Source organism: Phycicoccus sp. Soil802 (assembly GCF_001429605.1).
Lineage (GTDB): Bacteria > Actinomycetota > Actinomycetes > Actinomycetales > Dermatophilaceae > Pedococcus.
Genome location: NZ_LMSS01000008.1, coordinates 13,848 through 22,206, shown reverse-complemented (window position 1 = coordinate 22,206; position 8,359 = coordinate 13,848). Strand labels below are relative to the sequence as shown.

5 protein-coding genes are annotated in these 8,359 nt (G+C 69.7%); 4 read left to right on the top strand and 1 reads right to left on the bottom strand.

What is annotated here, in order from left to right:
• Positions 1-2 precede the first annotated feature (2 nt).
• The 4 genes from nuoL (at position 3) to ASG91_RS19370 (ending at position 6,151) form a co-directional block, all read left to right on the top strand.
• A complete protein-coding gene (gene nuoL, locus ASG91_RS19385) occupies positions 3-1,955 on the top strand; it encodes an NADH-quinone oxidoreductase subunit L (RefSeq protein WP_056924305.1) in 1,953 nt (650 codons plus the stop codon).
• On the top strand, positions 1,955-3,484 hold the full coding sequence (locus ASG91_RS19380) for an NADH-quinone oxidoreductase subunit M (protein WP_056924304.1): 1,530 nt from the start codon (positions 1,955-1,957) through the stop codon (positions 3,482-3,484). The genes nuoL and ASG91_RS19380 overlap by 1 nt, the downstream gene beginning before the upstream one ends.
• A gap of 8 nt (positions 3,485-3,492) precedes the next feature.
• Positions 3,493-5,082 carry an NADH-quinone oxidoreductase subunit NuoN gene (gene nuoN / locus ASG91_RS19375; RefSeq protein WP_369820395.1) on the top strand — a complete coding sequence of 530 codons (1,590 nt, stop codon included), beginning with the start codon at positions 3,493-3,495 and terminating at the stop codon, positions 5,080-5,082.
• 67 nt (positions 5,083-5,149) lie between these two features.
• On the top strand, positions 5,150-6,151 hold the full coding sequence (locus ASG91_RS19370; protein WP_056924302.1) for a polyprenyl synthetase family protein: 1,002 nt from the start codon (positions 5,150-5,152) through the stop codon (positions 6,149-6,151).
• Between the two features lie 168 nt (positions 6,152-6,319).
• Here the strand turns inward: ASG91_RS19370 and ASG91_RS19365 are convergent, their stop codons facing one another.
• Positions 6,320-8,344, bottom strand: a complete 2,025-nt coding sequence (locus ASG91_RS19365; protein WP_056924301.1) for a PhoX family phosphatase — start codon at positions 8,342-8,344, stop codon at positions 6,320-6,322.
• Between the last annotated feature and the right edge of the window lie 15 nt (positions 8,345-8,359).

The following is an 8,359-nucleotide window of genomic DNA, read 5'->3' as shown; positions in this document are numbered from 1 at the left end:
AGGTGACCTCCCTCGCCCACCTCGCCACCGCCGACGGTGCTGCTACGGCGGCTACCGGCGTCACGGCATACGCCTGGCTGCTGGTAGCCCTGCCGCTGCTCGGTGCCGCCGTGCTGCTGTTCGGCGGACGCGCCACCGACAAGTGGGGGCCGCTGTTCGCCACCGCCATGTCGTGGGCGGCCTTCGTCGTCGGCTTCGTCGTCTGGCTGGCCATGCTCGGCCGCGACGGCGAGGACCGCGCCGCGCACCTGCACCTGTTCAACTGGGTGCCGGCCGGCTCGTTCAACCTCGATGCCGGCATGCTCGTCGACCAGCTGTCGGTGACCTTCGTGCTGCTGGTGACCTTCGTGGGGTCGCTCATCCACGTCTACTCCATCGGGTACATGGAGCACGACCCGGACAAGCGCCGGTTCTTCGCCTACCTCAACCTGTTCGTCGCGGCGATGCTCCTGCTGGTGCTGGCCGACTCCTACCTGCTCCTCTACGTCGGCTGGGAGGGCGTGGGTCTCGCGTCCTACCTGCTGATCGGGTTCTGGAACCACAACCCGGCCTACGCCACCGCCGCCAACAAGGCGTTCGTCGTCAACCGGGTCGGTGACTTCGGCCTGTCGGTCGGCATCATGATCATGTTCGCGGCGTTCGGCACGGTCACCTTCGCCGGGGTCCAGCAGGCCGCCGAGGGTGGCGCGGGCGAAGGCGTGCTGACGGCGATCGGCCTGATGCTCCTGCTCGGTGCCTGCGGCAAGTCGGCGCAGTTCCCGCTGCAGAGCTGGCTCGGCGACGCCATGGCCGGCCCGACGCCGGTCTCCGCGCTCATCCACGCCGCGACCATGGTCACCGCCGGCGTCTACCTCGTGGTGCGCAGCAGCTTCGTCTTCGACCACGCGCCGAACGCCCAGCTGGCCGTCGTCATCGTCGGCGCCATCACGCTGATCTTCGGGGCGATCGTCGGTTGCGCCAAGGACGACATCAAGAAGGCGCTGGCCGCCTCGACGATGTCGCAGATCGGCTACATGATGCTCGCGGCGGGCCTCGGCCCGGTCGGCTACGCCTTCGCGATCTTCCACCTGCTGACCCACGGCTTCTTCAAGGCCGGGATGTTCCTCGGTGCCGGGTCGGTCATGCACGGGATGAACGACCAGGTCGACATGCGCCGCTTCGGTGGGCTGTCGGGCGCCATGAAGATCACCTGGATCACCTTCGGCCTGGGCTGGCTCGCCATCCTCGGTGTGCCGCCGTTCTCCGGCTTCTGGTCCAAGGACAAGATCATCGAGGCCGCCTTCATCGGCGAGGGCTGGCGCCCGTGGGTGTTCGGCGGCGCCGCGCTGATCGGCGCCGGCATCACGGCGTTCTACATGTCGCGGCTGTTCTTCATGACCTTCCACGGCACAAAGAGGTGGCAGACCGACGGTGACGATGCTGTGCACCCGCACGAGTCACCCCGCACCATGACCATCCCGATGATGGTGCTCGCGGTCGGCTCCGGCCTGCTGGGCCTGGTCCTGTCCCTCGGTGGCACCTTCACGCACTGGCTCGAGCCGGTCGTCGGTGGCCACGAGGAGGGCGAGCACCCGGTCCTGCCGGTGTGGCTGCTGATGACGCTGACGCTGCTGCTGGTCGCCGGCGGTGTCCTGCTCGCGTGGATGCGCTACTGGCGCGACGAGGTGCCCCAGGTGCAGCCCACCGGTTCGCTGGCCACCCGCGCCGCCCGCCGTGACCTCTACCAGGACGACGTCAACGAGGGAGTCTTCATGCGGCCAGGTCTCCACCTGACCCGAGCACTGGTGTTCGCGGACACCCGAGGTGTCGACGGTGGGGTCGGCGGGCTCGCCGCCCTCGTCGGTGGCACGTCGAGTCGACTGCGTCGCCTCCAGAACGGCTTCGCCCGGTCCTACGCCCTGACGATGCTCGCCGGCGTCGTCGTGATCCTCGGTGCCATGTGGGTGATCCAGTGATGACGAACTTCCCCTGGCTGACCGTGATCGGGGTGATCCCGCTGATCGGCGCTGCCGTCGTGGCCGGGCTGCCCGCCGGACTGACCGACCGGGCCAAGCACGTCGCCCTCGGCTTCTCGCTGGTGACGCTGGTCTTCGGCATCGCCGCCGCCCTGCAGTTCGAGAACACCTCGGACCAGCAGTTCCAGCTCACCGAGCAGCACGAGTGGATCCCGCAGTTCGGGGTGTCCTACGCCCTGGGGGTCGACGGCATCGCGCTGGTCATGATCCTCATGGCGCTGTTGCTCACGCCGGTCTGCATCCTCGCCGCGTGGCGTGACGTGCCCGAGGGCGGCAAGCGCGAGAAGAACTACTTCGCGCTGATGCTGGTGCTCGTCACCTTCATGGTCGGGGTCTTCGCGGCCACCGACGTGTTCCTGTTCTACGTCTTCTTCGAGGCGATGCTCATCCCGGTCTACTTCCTGATCGGCTCCTACGGTGGGCCGCGTCGGCAGTATGCCGCGGTGAAGTTCCTGCTCTTCTCGCTCGCGGGCGGCCTGGTCATGCTCGTCGGCGTGATCGCGCTCTACCGCTACGGCCCCGGCGGGGCCGACGGGTTCCTGGTCGCCAAGCTGACCGGGCTCGACCTCGGCGCGACGCCCGAGCGGCTGATGTTCGTCGCCTTCTTCTTCGCGTTCGCGGTGAAGGCGCCGATGTGGCCGGTGCACACCTGGCTGCCCGACGCGGCCACCGAGGCCCGCCCGGCCACCGCGGTGCTGCTCGTCGGTGTCCTCGACAAGGTCGGCACCTACGGGATGATCCGGTTCTGCCTGCAGCTCTTCCCGGAGGCCTCCAAGTGGGCCACGCCGGTCGTGCTGGTGCTGGCGGTCATCTCGATCCTCTACGGCGCGCTGCTCGCCATCGGCCAGACCGACATCATGCGGCTGATCGCCTACACGTCGGTGAGCCACTTCGGCTTCATCGTGCTGGGCATCTTCGCCCTCACGACGACCGGTGGTGCCGGCTCGGCCCTCTACATGCTCAACCACGGCTTCTCGACCGCGGCGCTGTTCCTCATCGGCGCGATGCTGGTCGCGCGCCGGGGCAGCAAACGGATCCCCGACTTCGGTGGCTGGCAGCGGGTGACGCCCGGGCTCGCCGGCGTGTTCCTCGTGGCGGGTCTGTCGGGTCTGGCGCTGCCCGGCCTCAGCTCGTTCATCTCCGAGATCATGGTGCTGGTCGGCACGTTCCAGCGGTACCCGGCCGCGGCGGTCATCGCCACTGCCGGCATCGTCCTGGCCGCCCTCTACATCCTGCTGATGTACAAGCGGATGATGACTGGGCCCAAGCCCGAGCTCACGACGCCGGTGCGCGACATCACGCGCCGCGAGAAGCTCGTCGTGGCCCCGCTCATCGCGGCCTTCCTCGTGCTCGGGTTCTACCCCAAGCCGGCCCTGGACATGCTCAACCCGGCGGTGTCCAAGACGCTGCACTACGTCGGGGTCACCGACCCGGCCCCCACCTCCGCTGCTGACGGGAGCACGAAGTAATGCCCGCCATGACGGTTCTGTCCGCCCCTGCGCTGGCCACGGCCTTCAAGCCGGCCGACGTCGACTACAGCGCGATCGCGCCGATGCTGATCGTGATCGCCGGCGCGCTCATCGGCGTGCTGGTCGAGGCCTTCGCGCCGCGTCGCCACCGCCATGTCATCCAGGTCTCGCTGGCGCTGGTGTCGCTGGTCGCCGCGTTCGTGGTCCTCGTGACGGTGTCGGCCGATGAGGCGCACCGCGGTGGCACGCTCGCCCAGGCGGTCATCATCGACGGTCCCGCCCTGTTCCTGCAGGGCGCGATCCTGCTGATGGCGGCGCTCGGCGTGCTGACCATGGCCGAGAAGTTCGGCGGCCAGGGTGCCGACGCCTTCACCCCGATGGGTGCGGCCGTCCCCGGTTCGCCCCACGAGGCCGCAGCGCTGCGGGCCGGACTGGCGACCAGCGAGGTCTTCCCGCTGACGCTGTTCTCGGTCGTCGGCATGCTGCTGTTCCCGGCCGCGGGAGACCTGCTGACCATGTTCGTCGCACTCGAGGTGCTGTCGCTGCCCCTCTACCTGCTCTGTGGGCTCGCGCGCCGCCGCCGGCTCCTCTCGCAGGAGGCGTCGCTCAAGTACTTCCTGCTCGGTGCGTTCAGCTCGGCGTTCTTCCTCTTCGGCGCCGCCCTGCTCTACGGCTACGCGGGCTCGCTCTACCTCGCCGACATCGCCACGGCGGTGAGGGCGGCCAACGGAGCCCTCGAGGGCCTGCTCCTGCCCGGTGTCGTGTTGGTCCTGGTCGGCCTGCTGTTCAAGGTCGGCGCCGTGCCGTTCCACTCGTGGACCCCCGACGTCTACCAGGGCGCGCCCACCCCGGTCACCGGCTTCATGGCCGCCTGCACCAAGGTCGCCGCCTTCGGCGCGATCCTGCGCGTCGTCTACGTCGGCGTCGAGGCCAACCGCTGGGACTGGCGTGGTGGCGTGATCGCCGTCGCCGCCCTGACCATGGTCGTCGGTGCCGTGCTGTCGGTGACCCAGACCGACGTGAAGCGGCTGCTCGCCTACTCCTCGATCGCCCACGCGGGGTTCATCCTCGTCGCGGTGCTGGCCTTCGACCGCACCGGTGTCTCGGGCACGATGTTCTACCTGGTCGCCTACGGCTTCACCACGATCGCCGGCTTCGCCGTCGTGTCGCTGGTGCGCCAGGGTGGCTCCGAGGCCTCGCACCTGTCCCAGTGGGCCGGGTTGGGCCGCAACCACCCGGTCGTGGCCGGCGTCTTCGCGTTCCTGCTGCTCGCCTTCGCGGGCATCCCGCTGACGTCCGGCTTCGCCGCGAAGTATGCCGCGTTCGCGCCGGCCATCTCGTTCGGCGGCCGGTCCGGGGTGGCCCTGGTCATCATCGGCGTGCTCTGCAGCGTCATCACCGCGTTCGTCTACGTCCGGCTGATCGTGCTGATGTACTTCACCGAGCCGCCGGCCGGCGAGGTCGTCGTGGCGGAGACGGCATCGCCGTTCACCACGGTCGCCATCACCATCGGCACCCTCGTGACGCTGGTCCTCGGCATCCTGCCGGCCCAGGTCCTCGACCTGGCCGAGCGGTCGTCGCAGTTCTTGGTGAAGTGACGCGGGCTGTTGAAATGACGCAGGCTGGTGAAATGACGGTCTCTGTTTCGGCGACGCGGGCTGCCAGGTGAGCACGACCCCACCGGTCCTCGTCCTGCCTGACGTCTCGGACGACCTGTCCGACCGGCTGCGAGCGGGACTCGCCGCGGTCGACGCCTTGCTGCGTCGTGAGGTCGACCACGACGACGCGTTCATCGCGGAGGCCAACAGCCACCTCATCCAAGCGGGGGGCAAGCGCTTCCGTCCCTTGCTGACCCTGCTCGCCGCAGAGCTGGGCACCGGGGCCAACGAGGACGTGGTCGCGGCCGCCGCAGGCGTCGAGCTGACCCACGTCGCGTCGCTGTGCCACGACGACGTGATGGACGAGGCCGACCTGCGCCGCGGGGCGCCCAGCGCGAACGCGAAGTACGGCAACTCGACCGCGATCCTGGTGGGCGACCTGCTCTTCGGCACGGCGTCGTCGATCATTGCCGACCTCGGGCCCGAGGCGGTCAAGATCCAGGCGGAGACCTTCGTGCGGCTGTGCGTCGGGCAGATCCGCGACGACCGGCCGAGCCCAAGCGACGAGGACCCGGTCGGCTACTACCTCCAGGTGCTGGCCGACAAGACCGGCGTGCTGATCGCCACGGCGGCGCGCTACGGCGCGATGTTCGCGGGCTGCGACGCCGCGACGGTGGCGATCATGCGCGAGTACGGCGAGCAGCTCGGCATGGCCTTCCAGCTCGCCGACGACCTCATCGACGTCTCGTCGGACGCCGACGACCTCGGCAAGACTCCCGGCACCGACCTGCGCGAGGGCAAGCGCACGCTGCCCGTCCTCTATGCGCTGGCCTCCACCGACCCCGCCGACGCCCGCCTGCGCGAGCTGCTGCAGTCCGACCTGCGTGACCAGGCCCGGCTGGACGAGACCCTCGGGCTCCTGCGCGGGCACCCGGCCATGGAGCGCGCCCGAGAGCACACCTCCGCGGTCGCGACGGCTGCGCAGGACGTCCTCGACCCGCTGCCGGACGGCGAGGCCAAGGCGGCACTGCGCGCCCTCGCGACCAGCGTCGTCACCCGCGTCGGCTGACCGACCCCCCCGCCCCACCCCTCCCGCACTTCTGGCCACCCATGCCTGGTGACGGGCGCTCTCAGCGCCCAACACGCGGCATACGTGGCCAGAAGTGGTGTGGGTGAGCGGTGGTGCGGGTCGGCAGTGGTGCGGGTCGGCAGTGGTGCGGGTCGGCAGTGGCGCGCGTCAGGCTCGGTGGATCTGGATGACTGCCGGGCGGGGCTGGCCGCCACCGAGGTAGGGGAACTGGCTCTGTGGGGCGGCCGGCGAGGCGCCGGTCGTCTCACCCGGGTGCTGGACGGCGGCCAGCACGGTCTTCTGGTCCCAGGTGACCAGGGGCCCGCAGCACTCGGCGTAGGCGGGCACCGACAGGAACTGCTGGAGGTGACCCTTGTGCGGCCCCGACAGCGGGTAGAGGTACATGCCGTCGCAGGCGCCGAGGGCGTTGCCGTCGGTGGCGATCCACATGTTGCCGTCGTGGTCGAAGGCGATGTTGTCGGGACACGAGATCGGCGAGACCTCGGAGCGGTCGTAGCCGTTGAAGTAGGTCGTCGGGTCGGTCGGGTCCTCGGCGATCAGGACGATCTTCCAGGTGAAGCTGGTCGTCGTGTCGTCGCCCGCGGTCGGCGTGATTTCGATGATGTGCCCGTGCTTGTTGTTGGCGCGGGGGTTGGCCTCGTCGATCTGGCTGGGCTGACGGCTCGTGTTGTTGGTGCACACGACGTAGGTGCGGCCGTTGACCAGGTTGGGCTCGACGTCCTCGGGCCGGTCCATCTTGGTGGGGCCCACCTTGTCGGCGGCCAGGCGCGTCCAGATGAGGACCTCCTCGTGGGTGAAGCCGGCGACCTTGCTCTCGTTGTCGACCACGAGTGGCAGCCACTGGCCGGAGCCGTCGCTGACGCCGTCCTCGAACCCGTCCCCGGTGAACTTCGCGACGTAGAGGTCGCCCGAGGACAGCAGTGTCAGGTTGTGCGCGCGGGCCCTGGCCGAGCTGCCGGGGCGGAAGCGGCCGTGCGACACGAACTTGTAGAGGTAGTCGAACCGCTCGTCGTCGCCCAGGTAGGCGACCACGCGGCCGTCGGGCGCCACCGTGACGTTGGCGCCCTCGTGCTTGAGCCGGCCGAGTGCCGTGTGCTTGACCGGAGTCGAGGACGGGTCCGAGGGGTCGAGCTCGACGATCCAGCCAAACCTGTTGACCTCATTGGGTTCCAGTGTCGCGTCGAAGCGGCCGTCGACCCGCTCCCAGCCACGGCCCTTGGAGCCCGTGAGGCCGTAGCGCTTGTAGGCGTCGGTCTGGTCGGCCGGAGCGGTCGCGGCCGAGAAGTAGCCGTTGAAGTTCTCCTCACCCGACAGCACGGTGCCCCACGGGGTGAGGCCACCCGAGCAGTTGCCGAAGGTGCCGAGGACGCGCGTGCCCGAGGGGTCGGCGGTGGTCTTCAGCAGGCGGTGACCGGCAGCCGGTCCGTCGAAGGCGAACGGCGTCGTGGCCGTGACCCGGCGGTTCGTGGCGGCGCCCTTGACATAGGTCCACGGCGCGGTCGCGTTCGCGCGCCGCAGCTCGACGACGGACATGCCGTGCGCGGCCATCGTGATCCGGATCTGCTCGGGCGTGAGCGACGCCGATCCCGTGTAGCCCCGGAACATCAGCTCGTCGTTGGTGTACTCGTTGTTGCAGACCAGGGTCCCGTGCCTCTCGTCGCGGCCCCGGACCAGCGTCGTGTAGTCGTTGTTGTAGCCGAACTGCCCCTCCTGGGCTGCCGCGCTCTGGTGCTCGAAGTCGAAGGCGGGAGCGTTGGCCAGGATCGGGTCGCCCCACGCGACGATCGTCGACCACTCGAAGCCCTCGGGGATGACGACCCGGTCCGTGCCGGCTGGCTGGGGCGCGATGGCGGTGAACCCGAACGGTGACTTCGTGCCCCCAGCGGCGGCCGGGTCTGCTGCGGGGGTGGAGCCGGGCGCGGCGGCGGCGGACTGCACCCCGGTCACGGTGCCGAGACCGACGACGGCCGCGACCAGCCCGCTGCCCTTGAGGATCGCGCGTCGCGACGCACCGGCCGCGACGAGGTCACCGAAGTAGCCGTGGTCGGTCTGGTTCGGGACGGGCTTGCTGCAGGCGTCGTCACACTTGAAGTGGCAGGTCATCGCACTCCGGCCGCCCTGGTGGACGGTGAGCAGGGGGAGGGCGGTGCGCTCGGGTGAAGCTGTGGACATCGAAGTTCCTCCAGG

Excerpts from the sequence above, each read along its gene's own strand:
- ASG91_RS19380 (WP_056924304.1), top strand. The coding sequence starts at position 1,955 with ATGACGAACTTCCCCTGGCTGACCGTGATCGGGGTGATCCCGCTGATC.
- nuoN (WP_369820395.1), top strand. The coding sequence starts at position 3,493 with ATGACGGTTCTGTCCGCCCCTGCGCTGGCCACGGCCTTCAAGCCGGCC.
- ASG91_RS19365 (WP_056924301.1), bottom strand. The coding sequence starts at position 8,344 with ATGTCCACAGCTTCACCCGAGCGCACCGCCCTCCCCCTGCTCACCGTC.